Here is a 17,082-nt window from a genome sequence, read left to right as displayed (position 1 = left end):
ATTGCGATGTAAAATGTTTAACATGACATATATCAAAATAATTGATTTACGTCATACTAAACAGACAACAAAAGTTCCTAACCTTAAACCGAAAAGTAACAAATAGTGCTAAAGTACTGTTTATTAACATTAAAACTGACTGAGTTTGCTTAACTTTTTCTTTAGCAATACCCAAAAAGGCAAGGGCATCTTATTCCTTTTTAAGGCTTTATAATCATTAACAAAGGCAGAGACCCTGCTCATCACAGATTGGTTACTTACCCCTCCCATACGCATATTCACCATTAAGATAGGCAGGTAAACCGCTTCTATTTTATGGGTATAAAAGTAACGTAATATTAATTCGTAATCGGCAGCGGTACCCAGATCTAAGGCATAATCGCCGTTTTTTTCAAACAAAGATCTTTTCAAATACAGTGTAGGATGTGCGGGCATCCAGCCTTTTTTAAGATCCTGAAAGGTGTTTTGCCGTGATTTCCACGTCCTGATAATTTTATGTGTTTTTGGATGGATGTAATTGAGGTCGCCATAAAATCCGTCTATTTTCGGCTGATCGATAAAGGTTTTGGCTACTGATGCCAATACATCGGGGTGTGCAAATAAATCATCGGCATTTAAGATTCCGATTACCTCTCCTGTTGCCCTCTGGATCCCTTTATTAATGGCATCGTATAAACCTTTATCTTTTTCTGAAACAAAATAATCAATATGAGATTGGTTCTCCTGAATAATATTTAACGTTCCGTCTGTCGATCCCCCATCAATCACCAGGTACTCTACATCCGGATAGCTTTGCGCCATTACAGAATTAAAACACTCTTGCAAGAAGGTTTCTCCATTGTAAACGACTGTAATGAGTGATATTTTCATGGTTACCAAACGGGGATTCTTCGACTTTTTTTAAGCTGAAAACTATGGTAAAGATAAAGAATAGCTTTACATATGCCGAATGGTTTCCTATTCGAACAGACAAAGATGATCTATGGTTTGTTTCGTTTTCTAATAATGAATATGCCGAATAACCCTGCTGTAGCTCCCAATAGCCACGAATGGTCATCGAAGTTGCATAAAACCATTGTGAATGACCCCTCCAAACCATATTTAGCTGTTCCAAGACATGGACAGATTCCAGCTACACAAATTCCCAAGCCGGAACAAACACCACATGTAGTTCCTGTATATGATACGGCTGCCCAACTACAATAATTACTGGATAAAGGATATAAGGAATTGGTATAAAGCTTATATCCTCCTGTTAAAACATTTAATGTGGGAGTATCATAAAGTTCAGTCCCGCCGGTGATCAAACATCCATCGGTAGCTTTAGCTAAGGTAGAATAGAGAAATAAAACAATCCATATAGCTAAGCATTTCAAGGAGTTCATAACTGTAGAATTATATCCAAATCAAAACTACACCAAACCTAATGCAGAAACTACATTCGTTTTGTTCAACTGCTTTCAACTATTAAGAGGATTCCACATTTATTACTGATTTCGGTAAACGATTTATTCATCAGGCATGATGCGTCCCGTGGCTGAACCCTGAACAAATGCGTATAAAGTATTTCAAGAAAAGAATAATATGATAACTAATACGCCCCTTCATTCATATCGATACTGACCCCATATAAAATTAGTTTGTCTAACTTATGCATTTGCCGTTCTTTTTGTTCAATATTATGGCAACACTATGGCCCTTAGTGATACAAAATTACCACTATAAGGAATAACAGTATAATGACTTATAGACTAGATGCGAATTGATCCTTTTTTACGAATTATGATAAAACCAAGAAATCCGATGGAGCTTATTAAATACGGCGCATAATCATCTAATGGTAACAGCATACAATTGCTATCAGATGGATTGTAATCCACCAGAACACCCTGATTAGAAACACTTTCCAGAGAAGTACATTTAGATTGAGGATTGCCAGAGCCGCCACTGGCTACCGGATAATTATCTGAGGTAGTTCTTAAAATCCCGCAATTTGGATCTTCAGGCCAGTTTCTTATTGTGATTCGATCAGATGCAGTGTATAGTGGCATAGTGGTCCCTCCGTCAAAATAAGTTCCACTTTGAACTGTATAAATATAATTTCCGGTTTTACAGCCTACTGCTCCGACGGCATTAGAGAAAAATAAAACTGTTGACAAAACAGTTAAAAAGAGATATTTCGACATTATTGTTTGGTACTGGTGGGTGCACATACGTAACTCCCACAATCAGAGATGTTCTGCGACAAAAAAATTATAATAATAACACAACAAAATTTTGGAACCAAGTGATGATATAAACCAACACAATACCAAAATAATCGTAAGATTAATATTACAAAATTAACCAAAAAAGCATAAATAAATTATCGAATGGGGTGAATATGAATGGAGTATGACACGCTGATTTCGCGCTACAATTCGTCAAAAATGGCCCAGAAAGCACCTAAACAAAGAAAAAATAAAAAATTCGCTTAAAGCAAAATCAGAAATCCTTGACAATTGTCATGAACAAAATGAATAAGACTTGTTCAATATTGGCCAAAAGCAGTTTAAGACAAGCTATAATTACTTGTCCCACATACCACTTGTTTTTTGATTATAAAAAAGCCTAGGGCGGCCAGTGCCAATATCATGTAGGGTATATAATCATCTATGGGGCACTGATAAAAGTTTTGAGCGAACACACCCCCGTACCATTGAGTAGAAGTACCTCTTACAACACATTGTCTTGTAGTATTGGGTACTGGATCTCTATAACAGGAGTAACTGACAGCTACACCGGCGCCAAAACCATCATAAACAGGAAGACCTTGAATATCCGCGCTCTCTGTTGTGGGCACCGAAAAACCTGTTAGTGTTGTGTAAACGTTCGGGAATGAAGCAACCGCACCATAAGGGAATACAATTATACATCCTACTGGATTAGTCTGCGCAATAGCCGAAAATGACAATGGCACAAAAATGAAAAGCAATAAATTCTTAGCTTTAAATAACATAAAAATGGGACGCCGCCGGGATGAATACGTTGTACAAATGCAACGAAATAAAACTAATAATACTGTTAAATCTATTCAATAATACAAAATTAACAATTCTATGTACTGATTAATAAGTAATAAAAAGGATTTTGATAAAAATAACCCAAATGGAGGTGTTAAGTTGCGATTGGTGAGCCACCGAGCATGGGGGAGATCTTACACAAATGTGTCTGATTTGGAAAAGAATCAGGCAGAAAGCAGAATGAATAAGAATTTTTTGCCGGAGCGATCAGTAGATATCGGTATTATTGAATAATTTTTTTCTATTTCTAATGAAATATACTCCAAATAATTCCATTGAAAATATTATAGACCAAGCGTATCATCTATCGCACAATCTACAGTGTGGTTATATTGTGTTTAGGTAGGGATAATACAAACAAAAAAGAAAAGTGCTCAGCCGCGTTGGTCGTAATTGATTTTCTAGGAGCACAGTAAAAATTTTAAAAAATCTTAACCATCTTTACCATCTTTACCAATTTGAGCAAATATCATAAAAAGCAATAAAAAAATACCGCAATAAACACAACATAATACATTTTTTTGATGCTAAAGTACGAGTATAAGATGCGTATTTACGGTCGTTTAAATTATTTTAATTAAACAGTAAAAAATAAATAAGGGGTATAAGCTAACCAATCAAGCCAAATACCATTCTGTTTCTTACAAAACCTGCTCCTAAACAGCTTGCGAGTAAAACAAAAAACGGCAAATAGGTATCAATAGGGCATTGAATGTGGTTTTGCAATAGTAATCCCCCATAAATACCGCCTATGGTACATTCTCTTGTTAAAGTACTTGCAGGTTCAGTAGGATAGCAGCCAGCAGGGATACTGACTGGAGTACCTCCATAATTAGGACCAAATATACCGTTACTCCCCAGATAGGTAGGATAATAAATAGCTTCAAATCCTGGTCCGAAATATTTTACGCAACCTGTTTGAGCAGTTACTTTTAAAAAAAACAGACACAAAATAAACGCACACAGAATAGGTACTTTTTTCATAGACAATGAATTGGAATAGACGGGTCAAATATAAAACAACTTCTACACAAATAGTATTAATGAGTATTAATAAATATACATAAACATATTTTTATGATGATTTTTATCAATACAAAAATAATGCGTAAAAAACTAACTCCGTTTTTTTATTGTTGGCCGATTTAAACAAATAGCGTTAAAAAACGTTGTTAATTAGGCATTGACCAATAACATTGAATTATAATGGACAATGAAACTATGCATTATTCATCACCTCCTTAAAAGACAATAAGTAAATCTTACTTTTCAGTTTATTTTTTTTTAAGCATCTTTAACCCATATATTAATCATCTTTAACCATATTTTGCGTGTAAGCCATTGCACAAACTTATTTCCTCATCCCAAATTATGATCCCAACAAAAGCAATATTAAAATCTGTCTGTATTTTATTCATTTGCTCAATTTTTGTAGGTTGTGCTTCCAGAAAAGAGCATAGTCTGTTTAATGCCCCGAGTGATATAGTTACCGACACCATTAAACAGGTATATGTGGTAAATGATCAGGGAATTAGTGATGCCTATTACAAAATAAAGGTGAATGATCAGTTGGCCATCCGAAACCTGCAAAATAAAGAATTTGGTGCCACGGCCTCTGCCAACAGTAGTACAAGCAGTAATCAAACAGCAGGTGGATCCATCAATAATAGCCTTTCTTACTTAGTGGATACCGATGGGAAAGTAAATCTTCCTGCTATCGGAAAAGTGGAGGTATTAGGCCTCAGCAGGCGGGATGCCGCTATTAAAATTCAGGATTTATATGCAAAACAACTACTGCGCGATCCTATTATAGAACTGAGTGTGATAAATTTAAAGGTTACTTTATTGGGAGAATTCAGCAAACAAGGGAATTTTTTACTGGAACGCGAAAACACTACCTTAATTGATATTATTGGTGAAGCAGGAGGAATTAACAAAACAGCAGACCCTAAGACCCTGAAAATTATTCGTGGCGATAGAAGCAACCCGGAAATTATTTATGTCAATCTGAATGACATCAACAGTTTAGCCAGTAAAAATTTAGTCCTTCAGAATAATGACATTATTGTACTGCAGCAAACCAAGAGCTCAGCATTGACCGAAAAACTAACAAGTGTTAATAATATCGTACAACCGCTGCTTGTGGTAGTCAATCTTGCTGTATTAATCTTTACCTTAACCCGCTAATGGATAATACTACACCAACAGAAAATAAGAAGTTAGCTAGCCAGACCATTAACTATTGGAAAATCGCGTTGATTTTTCTAAGCAGGTGGTATTGGGTTGCTGGGACGGTATTGATCAGTTTTGTGATGGCCTGGCTATATGTACGCAGCATTACCCCTATTTATATTACTTCTGCTTCGCTAAAGTTAGATGGCGATCAGCAGCAACAAATGCCACCACTTCCTGGTTCGCCAGTAAATTATCGCCCCTTTAATCAAAACCAGATTCAGACTGAGGGAATCATTATGCGTTCGGAAGACGTAATTTTAAACGCATTAAAGAATCTTGATTATAAAATTAGCTACTATTTAGAAGGAAGGGTACGGGTGACCGAACTTTATCCGAAACAGCCTTTTCAAGTTGATATTTTAACCCAGGATTCAGTTAATTTCAGTAGGGCTACCTATTCTGCTAAGCCGGTTGATAGCAAAACCTTTGAATTATCGAGTAGCGACGACAATAACAAGAGTTCTAAAAAGTATCGTTATGGTCAAGCGATTAACGTTGGAAATATGGTGTTTACGGTTAAAACCGAAATTCCGTCTACCGGGAATTACAGTTTCAAATTCAATGGGATCAGAGATTTATATGGCAGAGCTGCAGGGGGATTAAATGTATTCGAACAGGAGAAAAACACCAATATTATGGGTGTTACCCACACGGATAGCAATCCTGTTTTCTCTGCCAATGTGCTCAATGAGATCATTAAACAATATGTAAAAAATGATGCAACGCTTAAGAAAAGATCGGCCAAACAAACTATAGATTACTTGGATAGCCAGATCGCATTTTTAGATGCACAGGTGAATAAATCTGGCAACAAACTTTCTAGCTTTCAAAGCGATAATAAATTAATCGATCCAGCGAGCGACCGGCAACTCGGAAATTCGAAACTGAGCAATCTACAAAACCAGATTGCAGAATTACAATTACAAGAACTCGGTATCCAACAATTAGAAACTCAGGTAAAAAACAATAAAGATAGAATACAATTTAATCTTAACCTGGAAGGCACCAATAGTACCCTCTTAACCGGTTTAATTACACAGCTTAATGGACTTATCATTAATAGAGAAAATAAGTTACAGAATTTTAATGCCGACGCTCAGCCCATCCAGGATATTAACCGGCAGATTAATGAAGTGAAACAGGCCATTGTAACCAATATCCGTTTATTGCATGAACGTAACCAAAAAACAATCAGTTACATCAATGGGCAGATTGGCCAGGCAAATCAGGCACTGGGCAGCATACCGGCCAAACAAAATGATTTCGCCAAATTACAGAGTAATTTCGATATCAACCAACGTATGTTTTCGATGCTATTTGAACGAAAACTCTCTGCGCAGATCAGCTCCGCAGCCGTAATTTCTGGTGCTACAATTATCAGCGTAGCACAGCCTTCTTTTTTTCCGATTTCTCCTGTGCCTAAGAAAATTTATTCCTCTTATTTATTTATGGGTTTGTTTTCGGGGCTGGGCTTAATTCTATTGGTCAGGATATTAAATCCTTATCTCTACGATATCGAAACCATCGAGGGTCTAACCGCAACCCCGATTATTGGTGTAATTTTAAAATATCCCAAAAAAGTTCAACCAGGCCAGAGTGTTTTGTCTATAGAACGACCAAAATCAATATTTGCCGAATCGGTTAGGTCGGTGAGAACAAATTTGAGTTTTATGGCGAGTGATCAGGACACTAAAGTAATTTGTATCACTTCTGAAATTTCGGGTGAAGGAAAATCGTTCGTAAGTTTAAATCTTGCAGGTACCCTTTCCATTATAGACAAGAAAGTGATTCTGATTGCCGCAGATTTACGAAAATCTAAACTTCACCATGCCTTTGGCTCAGACAACCACATTGGTTTAAGTAGTTATTTATCAAAACAGGCCGATTTAGCTGATATTATCTTTACCGATGAACGGCACAATATCGACTACATCACCTCTGGCCCAGTACCCCCAAATCCTTCAGAATTGCTGCATCACAAGGCGATGGAAACACTGATCGAAACACTGAGAGAGCGCTATGAATATATCATTATTGATACCGCTCCTGTAGGCCTGGTTTCAGATTCTGTACCGCTCATTAGAAAAGCAGATATTAATTTATTCATTATCCGTTCAGGTGTTTCCAAATTCAGAGCCGCCACTATTCCTGATCGTTTATCAAAAGAATATGGGCTAAACAACATTGCTATTATTTTAAATTCATTTGGTGATGAGAAGTTACATGCGAACATTTATACCACCAATTATGCCCATAGTAATACCGGAACCTACTACTATTCTAATTACACAGGCTATGGAAAAAGTGGTTATTACGATGATGAGAAGAGCTGGTGGGAATTTTGGAAAAGAAAATGACCTCTCCCCCCGCCCTCTCCTGGAAGAGAGGGGGGCTAAATAGCACGACGGAGAAGGTGAGAAGGATGATGGAAGGACTGGTTTAGGGCTTAGTGGTTAGAAATGGAAGATGGAAAAGATTAATCGCTAACTGTTTAGATTGGTTAATTTACAAGATGGAGTTTAATCATTGATATAGTATAATGATAGATCAAAATTACAGGTGGTATCCGGTTTATACACGTTCGAGAGCAGAAAAAAAGGCGAATGAAGAATTGAACAGGAAAGGAATCCAAACTTATTTACCTCTTAAAAAGGCAGTTAAGCAATGGAGCGACCGTAAAAAAATCGTCGAAGAGCCCTTGATTAAATCTTATCTATTTGCGTATATTTCGGCCAGAGAATATGCAGAAGTTTTGATGACCAATGGTGTTGCCAGATTTATTTATTTCTCCAGCCAAGTCGCTTCTATTCCTGATCAACAAATCCATGACCTTAAGCTCTTGCTCGCTACAGACGCCGATCTGGAGCTCATTGATTATGACATTAAACCAGGTGAAAGCGTATTGATTAAAGCTGGACCTTTTAAAGGCATAATTGCCGAATTGGTATCGTTACAGAACAAACAGCGTATTATTTTACGTTTACAAAATATGGGCTATTCGATTAATATTAATACATCGATAGCATTTGTAGAGCCACTCTAGGGTGATGTGAGATCTGAGATTTGAGATAGGGCTCGACAAGATATAAAAAAATGATCAGTTCATTTTGAAAATAAGATGTGACTGAGGGGGCGAAGCTGTATCCAATACACATTAAAAAGCTTCTAATTGGTTGATAAAATAAGATTATGTGTCGCATAGCGGGCATTGTAAACAGTAGAAATTCATTCGAAAAAGTTAATCAACAGGTAAAAGCCATGTGCGATAGTATGCAACACGGCGGGCCTGATGATCATGGTATTTATGCTGATAAAAAATCATCCGTATGCCTGGGTAACCGTAGGTTAGCCATTCTAGATCTCAGTTCTAGCGGTCACCAGCCAATGTTAAGCCACAAAGAAGATATTGTTATCACATACAATGGAGAGATTTATAACTACCTGCAAATTAGAACCGAGTTAATTAATTTAGGCTACATTTTTAAAACACAAACCGATACTGAGGTAATACTTTATGCCTACCAGCATTGGAGAGAAAAAGCTTTCGAAAAACTGGACGGAATTTTTGCTTTCTGTATTTTCGATAAGCGGCATCAATGTATCTATTTGGTAAGAGATCAAAACGGGATCAAACCATTGTATTACCACTTTGCCAATGGATCCTTGATTTTTTCATCAGAAGTAAAGGCTTTTAAACACGTCGATATTTATCAGGAAAATGAAAATTGGCGGATTTACTATCTTGCATTCGGCCATATCCCAGAGCCATACACCACATTAAAAGATGTTTGCAGCTTAGGTAAAGGCTGCTTTCTGAAATATAACATCAGAAACGCTGAGTATTCTACACAATCATACCATGAGTTTGAAAGCACATCTTACATTAATAATGAAAGCTACGCGATAGAAAGAATCCGCGAACAACTTGGCCATTCTATCAAACAGCAGATGATTTCTGATGTTGATATAGGTGTACTATTTAGTGGTGGCCTCGATTCGAGTATCATTACGATACTGGCTAATCAATATAATAACAAACAGTTATCCAGTATTTCTGCCAATTTTAATGAAATAGATTTTTCCGAAAAAAAACAGCGGAATAGCCTATTTGAAAAAATAAATATTCAAAAAATTGAACAGCTTATTACCTATCGCGATTTCGTACAGAATTTCGAAACCGTTTTAGCCGATATGGATCAACCTACAAATGATGGAATTAATACCTGGTTTGTGTGTAAAACAGCAAAAGAGCAAGGAATAAAAGTGTTGTTATCAGGTTTAGGTGCCGATGAGCTTTTTGGGGGATACCCTTCTTTTGATCGGATCCATAAAATACAAAACCTAAATTGGCTGAGTAAAAGCGTTCTGCGGAGCATGCGTTTCTCCAACAACACCAAATTTAAACGGTTATATTACCTTAGCTTAAACTCTCCCATTGGCGAATACCTGTGCTTGCGGGGCGTTTACTCACCAGATGTAATTGCAGAACTATTAAACATCGATATGAAAACGGTTATCGATTGCCTGGAAGATATCCCGCTTCACCCCGGAATAAAGAAAACCAGTAATGAAACACGTGCAAGCTGGTTTGAATTTAACATGTACATGCAAAATCAGTTGTTAAAGGATACCGATTTTATGAGCATGAGTCATGGCGTTGAAGTAAGGGTTCCGTTTCTAGACCGTAATTTTGTCGATCTGGTTCTTTCCATTTCAACAGAAATAAAGTTTAGTTACGAACAGAAAAAAAAACTCCTCGTAGAGGCTTACAAAGAAGATCTACCTGTAGAAACCTGGAAAAGGCGGAAAATGGGGTTTACTTTTCCATTTCAGGAATGGATGAGAAAAAACTGCGACATTGCCGATCCATCCCGATATGCAAATAAACGGGCAAAATCGCTCATACAAAACTTTGGAAAAAACAAATTGCACTGGAGTTCTGCCCTAGCCTTATACAGAATATATCATGCCGATTAAGATTTTATTTTTAACGCTTAAAACTTTTAGTTTTACCGGTGGTATTGAAAAGGTTTGCAGAAGTTTATCCCGTGTGTTATACGACTTAAGCGAGGAAGAGCTCGTTCAATCGACAGTATATTCCATGTATGATAAAAATACCGACCGCGATTCCAGGTACCTGAGCAAACAACAGTTTCAAGGTTTTAATGGAAATAAAGAACGCTTCGTGGTGCAATCTTTTTTAAGTGGATTAAAAGTAGATGTGATTTTGTTAAGCCATATTCATTTGATCAATATTGTCTATTTCATCAAGAAAATACATCCCCATAAAAGAATCTATTTATTGGCCCACGGCATTGAAGTTTGGAAAAAACTATCAGATTCCAAACTCAAAATGTTAAACCAGTTGGATAAGATTATTTGCGTAAGTCATTTTACTGCCGATAAAATTATGGAAATGCATCACATTTCTGCAGATCACATTGAAGTATTAAACAATTGTCTTGACCCCTTTTATTATCTGCCTACCCAGTTCGAAAAACCACAGCGTTTATTGAATCGCTATCATTTAAATCGCGAAAACTTAGTGCTATTTTCACTATCACGCTTATCTTCTTCAGAGAAGTACAAAGGATACGACCACACCATTGAGCTATTGCCACAACTCTTGGAGAAATACCCAAACCTGGTTTACCTATTGGGTGGAAAATGGGATGCCGTGGAAAAGAAACGATTAGAAGATTTAATTGTAACGAACCAACTTCAAGATCATATCAGAATGGTCGGTTTTATTGATGAAGCTGAACTTACCGAGCATTTCCTATTGTCTGATCTTTTTATTCTACCCAGTAAAAAAGAAGGTTTCGGCATTGTATTCATCGAAGCCCTGGCCAGTGGCCTCAGGGTTATTGCCGGTAATAAAGATGGCAGTGTAGATGCGCTTCAAAACGGGGCGCTTGGTGCATTGGTTGATCCTGACGATCAGCAAGGCATTCTAAGCAGCATATCTATACTGCTAAAGCATAGCCAAAATGAAAATGAGAAAATGACCCTTCAGGAGAAATGTATCAAAGCATTTGGTTATACACACTATCTTCAATCGGTCAAAAACTTGATTGTAAATGGCTCAATTGATCATATAGGATCTAATAATGATAAACAAAACATGCAGCTAAACAAACTTAATAGCTATGGTTAAGGAAGAAGAGCAATGGACCATTGAGGCAAAATCATCCTTGTTCGACCTAAAACTGTATGAAGTTTGGGCCTATCGCGACTTGTTGGTACTATTGGTCAGGAGAGATTTTGTTTCATTCTACAAGCAGACCATTTTAGGACCGCTCTGGTTTTTTATTCAACCCTTGTTTACCACCATTATCTTTACCTTTATTTTTGGCAACCTCGCTGGTATCTCAACTGATGGTTTACCAAAACCCCTATTTTACATGGCTGGCATTACAGCATGGAATTATTTCGCAGATTGTTTAACCAAAACCTCCTCTGTTTTTAAAGACAATGCCAGTATTTTCGGCAAAGTATATTTCCCACGGTTAATTATGCCATTAAGCATTGTGGTGAGTAACCTCGTGCGTTTCGGGGTACAGATGGTATTGTTTCTCATCTTATTGGCTTATTATTATTTCTCTGGCGCAAATTTTAACATCACCTGGGCAATCTTATTATTCCCACTAATATTGGTTTTAATGGCCTTATTGGGCCTGGGTTTGGGAATGATCATCTCTGCTATGACCACGAAATATAGAGACTTGTCATTCTTGATCGGTTTTGGCGTGCAGTTGCTAATGTATGCTACTACCGTAATTTATCCACTATCTACAGCGATTGAAAAATATCCTAAGTACAGTTGGTTAATCGAATTTAACCCAATGACAAGCCTTATTGAAACTTTCAGATATGGTTTTCTGGGGAATGGATCTTTTAGCTGGGCCTATTTAGGCTATACCTCAGTGTTAACGCTAATCATTCTGCTCATCGGAATAATAACCTTTAATAAAGTGGAAAAGAATTTTGTTGATACTGTTTAACCACCCATGTCGAACATAGCCATTAAAGTAGAAAACCTGAGTAAAGCTTACCAATTGGGCCAAATAGGCACTGGAACCATTAGTAGGGACTTGGAACGTTGGTTTGCCCGCATCCGTGGCAAGGAAGATCCTTTTTTAAGAATTGGCGAAACCAATGACCAAAATACCAAAAGCAATAGCGATATAGTTTGGAGCTTAAAAAACATTGATTTTGAGATAGAGCAAGGCGATGCCGTAGGAATTATTGGCAGAAATGGAGCTGGCAAAAGTACCCTTCTAAAAATTCTAAGCAAGATTACTGCCCCTACTACTGGAAAAATATCAGGTAAAGGCAGAATTGCAAGTTTATTAGAAGTAGGCACTGGTTTCCACCCAGAGTTGAGCGGTAGAGAAAATATTTTTTTAAATGGCGCCATTTTGGGCATGCGTAAAAAAGAAATCCAACGTAAGCTTGATGAAATTGTAGATTTTGCTGGGATAGAACGGTATTTAGATACGCCAGTAAAAAGATATAGCAGCGGCATGTATGTCAGATTAGCCTTTGCCGTAGCTGCGCATTTAGAAAGCGAAATATTGATTATAGACGAAGTATTGGCTGTTGGCGATGCAGAATTTCAGAAAAAATGTTTAGGCAAAATGGGAGAAGTGAGCAAGGGAGAAGGAAGAACAGTGCTGTTTGTGAGCCATAATATGGGCGCGGTAACCGAACTTTGTAGATCTGGGATTGTACTTGAAAATGGACTGTGTAACTTTACAGGAACATCACAAAAAGCTGTCGACTATTATTTGAAAAACCAAAGCCAATTTTTATTTAGCGAATACACGACGTCAAATATTGTCTCAAACCCAAAATTTACAAACATCGAATTACAACTTGGAGGATCCCAACCCTCTCATACACTTCAAATAAAATTTAAGGTTAACAAAACATTATTCTCAACAGCTGCATTTGCCGTATTTGGCATTAAAAATAGTGCTAGTGTTACTATAATGGAGGCAATTCCATCTTTAGATAATTACATTAATTTTGAGGATAAAGATAAAGTTTATACCTGTATTGTACATTTAAATAGCTTCATACCTGATGAATACACCGTTTATGCCTGGCTAGGTGCTAGTGAAGCAGAAACTTACGATTGGGTAGATGATAAGTTAGGATTTGAAATTATTGATTCGCCCACACCAAAACGTACTTTTCCATTCTCTACCAGAACAGGATCGCAAATTGCAAACTCTTACTTAATCCCATGATCGAAGAAGTAAAAAACCGAGAGCAACTTTTATCAATAATAATACGCGCCCACTATAAAAAGGAAGGTATTTCTTTTTTTACCCCTGGCGACTTTTCTCAACAGCTCGGTTATATGAACCGCCCTAAAGGGTATGTTATAGATCCTCATGTGCACAGTCTAGTTGAGCGAAAGGTTGTTCTTACCCAAGAAGTGCTTTATATTAAATCAGGAAAAGTTAGGGTAGATTTTTATGATGATGAACGAGTCTACCTGCAAAGTAGAATTGTAGAAACTGGCGATGTAATTTTATTGGCAGCTGGCGGACATGGTTTCGAAATGTTAGAAAACTCCGAAATGATCGAAATTAAGCAAGGCCCCTATTGTGGTGATGAAGACAAAATTAGATTTGACTACAAGCCTGAAAACATCAACTTAATAACCAAAGGTAATGGGCCAAAACTTTAAGCTTTATAGTCAATATTACGATTTGCTTTATAGAGACAAAGATTACGTGGCAGAAACCGCCTATCTAATTGGTTTACTTGATAAATACCACTCTAAAGGCAATAAAATTATAGAGTTAGGCTCGGGAACTGGCAAACATGCAAACTTGTTGGCAGAGAAAGGATATCAAATTCTCGGTATTGAGCAGAGTGCTGAAATGGTCAAAATTGCGAACCAGAATAAAAAAGAGGGAGTGAGTTTTCAAATTGCAGATATTACTGACTTTAGATCAAACATCTCTTTTGATATTGCCATATCTCTTTTCCATGTGATCAGCTACTTAACTACCAATGAAAATTTGATCAAGACATTCAAGAATGTTCATCAGAACTTAAACAGAGATGGTCTATTCATTTTCGATGTTTGGCACAGTGCTGCCGTACATTTCCAAATACCGGAAAAACGAACTAAAATACTTCGAAATCAAAATATTGAGGTTACTAGAAATGCAAATCCTGTAATCTATCCCGAATTAAATGTTGTTGAAGTTAATTATGATATTACCGTAAACGACCTTAAAGACGGTACAATTCAATCCTTTAAAGAACAACATCCAATGCGGCATTTCAGCAGGCCAGAAATAGAATTACTAGCTTATGCCACAGGATTTGAGCTAATTCACAATGAAGAATTTCTGAGTCAGAACATACCCACAGTCGAAACTTGGGGCGTTTGTTATATTTTAAAAAAATTATAATGCATCCGATCCCGGTTAACACTCCCCTGCTCAATGGCAATGAATTAAAATACTTAACTGAGTGTATTGAAACAGGCTGGATCAGTAGCGAAGGCCCTTTTATTACTAAATTTGAGGAACAGTTTAGTAAATATATTGGTAGTTCGTACGGAATTGCGGTTAGTAACGGTTCTGCAGCCTTAGATATTGCGATTAAAGCTTTAAATATTGGCCATGGAGACGAAGTAATTATGCCTACTTTCACGATTATCTCTCCAGCGCAATCTGTGGTTACCGCTGGTGCGTTGCCAGTTTTAGTAGATAGTGATCCAATCACTTGGAATATGGATGTGACCCAAATTGAGTCCAAAATAACCGCTCGTACGAAGGCGATTTTGGTAGTACACATTTACGGTCTCCCAGTTGATATGGATCCCATATTAGCATTGGCAAAAAAATATAAGCTAAAAATAATCGAAGATGCAGCAGAAATGCACGGCCAAACCTATAAAGGCAAAATGTGCGGTAGTTTTGGTGACATCAGCATTTTTAGTTTTTATCCAAATAAACATATTACTACCGGCGAAGGCGGTATGCTCCTCACTAACAGCCGAGAGCTGGCGGATAGATGTAAAAAACTCCGGAACCTGTGCTTTGAGCCTGATGGTCCTCGCTTTGTCCATCACGAAATAGGCTGGAACTACCGAATGACAAACCTACAGGCAGCCCTAGGTTTGGCCCAGCTAGAACAACTTGAAGGTTTTATAATCAAGAAAAGAGAAATAGGTGCAAGCTACCAACAAGGGCTTTCTTTCTTACGAGAAAAAGGGTACCAGCTGCCTCTTGCAAAAACAGATTTTAGTAAGAATATTTATTGGATATTCGGTTTGATTGCACCAACCTTAGCCGAAAAAGAAAACATAATAGCGCATCTCACCAAAAACAAAATCGGTACCCGGCCTTTCTTTTGGTGCATGCATGAACAACCTGTATTTCAAAAAATGGGGTTGTTCAAAAATGAAAATTATCCTGTTGCAGAAAGGTTAGCTAGAAATGGCTTTTATTTGCCAAGTGGTTTGGGCCTTACAGAAGAAGAAGCTAACCAAGTAGTAAAAATAATCTTAAATGGAAAAATTTAAAATTGCTGTTTGGGCTGACAAAGAGACATCTCCGCATAATGGAGGCTCATTCACTTATCCTGAAGCGCTGATTACAAATATCGACACTTTCGAGTTTGATCCTGAGTTAGAAATTGTATTTACTGGCTTTTTAAAAGATAGCAAATTCAAAAAACCTTATATTAAACTTGAAAGCGAGGAAAGTTTTTTAAGCAGAAAACTAAGCAACTTATTCCATAAATTATTTCGTTGTGACGTGAATCTTACCGGAAGATCTAGAAGGAAGCGAAAACAAATCAATTTTGATATCCTGAAAAAGAATAGGGTAAAATTGATTTTCTATCCCGTTAATTTCATGCAGTATACAGACTTCCCATTTATTGTTAACAATTGGGATTTAGGACAACTTAGCACCTATGTTTTTGATGAATTTGCCTATACCTTCGATAGTAGGGAACAATATTTTACATTGATAAAAAAGGCGCTCTTTATTTGCGCCGATTCTGAAGCAGGTAAGATAGAAATGATCAATTACCTCAATTATTTCCCCAATAAAATCAAAGTATTGCCATTTTTCCCTGCGAGTTTTGTTGGATCCGAAACCACTCCCGTAAAACCTGATTTCATGGGGCAGAGTGATGAATATTTCTTCTATCCTGCCGCTTTTGGCGCACATAAAAATCATTATGGACTGATTATGGCCTTTAAGCAGTTTTTGGATAAGTATCCTCAAGTAAAACTGGTATTTACCGGTGGCGATTATAAGAACAAGCTCTATCTTCAAGATTTAGTTAATGAATTAAATATTGCTGATCGCGTTTTTTTTGCTGGATTTGTCGAAAAATCGGTCATCAAATGGCTCTATATGCATTCTTTAGGTTTAGTGATGCCTACATATCTTGGGCCAACCAATATGCCATTGTTGGAAGCACAAGCCTTAAATTGTAGAGTAGCTTGTTCCAATTTTGACGGACATAGGGAGTTATTGGGCGATTATGGCATATATTTCAATCCAGAAAGTACGAATGAAATTCATGACAGCCTCATTCAACTCTACAATTTGCGAAATCAATCGGTAACCCAAAAAGAACTTTCAAAATATAATATTGAAGAGACCATGAAAAAACTAAATCAAATCTTCATTGAGTCGATTAATGTAAGAAGTACATGGGATTATTAGCTTGATGTAGCATGTCAATTTTCGGAAAAATTCGCAGTTTTCTGCACCTTCAAAAGCGAGCGATAAAATAC

The 17,082-nt window shown here is 37.0% G+C and carries 14 protein-coding genes; 11 read left to right on the top strand and 3 right to left on the bottom strand.

The window, feature by feature from the left end; genetic code table 11:
- Window positions 1–129: 129 nt before the first annotated feature.
- The 3 genes from AC1DNH_RS13945 to AC1DNH_RS13935 form a co-directional block, all read right to left on the bottom strand.
- Entirely contained in the window at window positions 130–870 is a 741-nt protein-coding gene (locus tag AC1DNH_RS13945; protein WP_477578820.1) for a glycosyltransferase family 2 protein, read from the bottom strand.
- A gap of 881 nt (window positions 871–1,751) precedes the next feature.
- Window positions 1,752–2,186: a hypothetical protein gene (locus AC1DNH_RS13940; RefSeq protein WP_477578818.1), complete on the bottom strand. Its 435-nt coding sequence runs from the start codon at window positions 2,184–2,186 to the stop codon at window positions 1,752–1,754.
- A 1,485-nt stretch (window positions 2,187–3,671) separates the two neighbouring features.
- Complete coding sequence (locus AC1DNH_RS13935) at window positions 3,672–4,046, bottom strand: hypothetical protein (protein WP_477578816.1); 375 nt, start codon at window positions 4,044–4,046, stop codon at window positions 3,672–3,674.
- Between the two features lie 387 nt (window positions 4,047–4,433).
- Here AC1DNH_RS13935 and AC1DNH_RS13930 point away from each other — a divergent pair, with 387 nt between their 5' ends.
- From AC1DNH_RS13930 to AC1DNH_RS13880, 11 genes are all read left to right on the top strand, one after another.
- Entirely contained in the window at window positions 4,434–5,249 is an 816-nt protein-coding gene (locus AC1DNH_RS13930; protein WP_477578814.1) for a polysaccharide biosynthesis/export family protein, read from the top strand.
- Entirely contained in the window at window positions 5,249–7,654 is a 2,406-nt protein-coding gene (locus AC1DNH_RS13925; RefSeq protein ID WP_477578812.1) for a GumC family protein, read from the top strand. Before AC1DNH_RS13930 ends, AC1DNH_RS13925 begins: the two co-directional genes overlap by 1 nt.
- Window positions 7,655–7,836: 182 nt before the next feature.
- The gene (locus AC1DNH_RS13920; protein ID WP_477578810.1) at window positions 7,837–8,340 is read left to right on the top strand and encodes a UpxY family transcription antiterminator; all 504 of its coding nucleotides are present in this window, start codon (window positions 7,837–7,839) and stop codon (window positions 8,338–8,340) included.
- Between the two features lie 146 nt (window positions 8,341–8,486).
- Window positions 8,487–10,274, top strand: a complete 1,788-nt coding sequence (gene asnB / locus AC1DNH_RS13915) for an asparagine synthase (glutamine-hydrolyzing) (RefSeq protein ID WP_477625446.1) — start codon at window positions 8,487–8,489, stop codon at window positions 10,272–10,274.
- A complete protein-coding gene (locus AC1DNH_RS13910) occupies window positions 10,264–11,454 on the top strand; it encodes a glycosyltransferase family 4 protein (RefSeq protein WP_477625445.1) in 1,191 nt (396 codons plus the stop codon). Before asnB ends, AC1DNH_RS13910 begins: the two co-directional genes overlap by 11 nt.
- Window positions 11,447–12,301 carry an ABC transporter permease gene (locus AC1DNH_RS13905; protein WP_477625444.1) on the top strand — a complete coding sequence of 285 codons (855 nt, stop codon included), beginning with the start codon at window positions 11,447–11,449 and terminating at the stop codon, window positions 12,299–12,301. Before AC1DNH_RS13910 ends, AC1DNH_RS13905 begins: the two co-directional genes overlap by 8 nt.
- Before the next feature lie 6 nt (window positions 12,302–12,307).
- The gene (locus tag AC1DNH_RS13900; protein ID WP_477578802.1) at window positions 12,308–13,552 is read left to right on the top strand and encodes an ABC transporter ATP-binding protein; all 1,245 of its coding nucleotides are present in this window, start codon (window positions 12,308–12,310) and stop codon (window positions 13,550–13,552) included.
- Window positions 13,549–13,998 carry a cupin domain-containing protein gene (locus AC1DNH_RS13895; protein WP_477578800.1) on the top strand — a complete coding sequence of 150 codons (450 nt, stop codon included), beginning with the start codon at window positions 13,549–13,551 and terminating at the stop codon, window positions 13,996–13,998. Before AC1DNH_RS13900 ends, AC1DNH_RS13895 begins: the two co-directional genes overlap by 4 nt.
- Entirely contained in the window at window positions 13,982–14,734 is a 753-nt protein-coding gene (locus AC1DNH_RS13890) for a class I SAM-dependent DNA methyltransferase (RefSeq protein ID WP_477578798.1), read from the top strand. The genes AC1DNH_RS13895 and AC1DNH_RS13890 overlap by 17 nt, the downstream gene beginning before the upstream one ends.
- Window positions 14,734–15,852 carry a DegT/DnrJ/EryC1/StrS family aminotransferase gene (locus tag AC1DNH_RS13885; protein ID WP_477608871.1) on the top strand — a complete coding sequence of 373 codons (1,119 nt, stop codon included), beginning with the start codon at window positions 14,734–14,736 and terminating at the stop codon, window positions 15,850–15,852. Before AC1DNH_RS13890 ends, AC1DNH_RS13885 begins: the two co-directional genes overlap by 1 nt.
- Entirely contained in the window at window positions 15,839–17,011 is a 1,173-nt protein-coding gene (locus tag AC1DNH_RS13880; RefSeq protein ID WP_477585258.1) for a glycosyltransferase, read from the top strand. The genes AC1DNH_RS13885 and AC1DNH_RS13880 overlap by 14 nt, the downstream gene beginning before the upstream one ends.
- Window positions 17,012–17,082: the final 71 nt, after the last annotated feature.

It is taken from the genome of Pedobacter sp. 01N310, assembly GCF_056399805.1.
Note: the sequence above shows the minus strand (reverse complement) of the source record. Positions and strands in the feature narration are given on the sequence as shown.